Here is a 224-nt window from a genome sequence, read left to right as displayed (position 1 = left end):
GCGTCGCGGACGCTGGAGAGGATTTCCACGCGCTTGATGGAGTCGACGCCGAGGTCGGCTTCCAGGCGCATGTCCAGCGACAGCATGTCCACCGGGTAGCCGGTTTTGTCGGCGACGGTGGCCAGCAGCAACTGGCTGATGTCGGCGGACGTGGCGGCGGCGGCGGCCGGGCTAGCCGCTGGAGCTTGAACCGCTTGGGCCTGAACCGGCGCGATTGCCGGAGC

At 69.2% G+C, this 224-nt stretch carries 1 protein-coding gene; it reads right to left on the bottom strand.

Annotated features, from left to right (window positions below; all coding sequences use genetic code 11):
* A partial coding sequence (locus MY55_RS22370; protein WP_157889420.1) for an acyl carrier protein occupies nt 1–224 on the bottom strand: 224 nt, incomplete at both ends.

The sequence above is a fragment of the Chromobacterium subtsugae genome, from assembly GCF_001676875.1.
Taxonomy (GTDB): domain Bacteria; phylum Pseudomonadota; class Gammaproteobacteria; order Burkholderiales; family Chromobacteriaceae; genus Chromobacterium; species Chromobacterium subtsugae.
The sequence above is the reverse complement of the archived record's forward strand: the minus strand, read 5'-3'. Positions and strand labels throughout refer to the sequence as shown.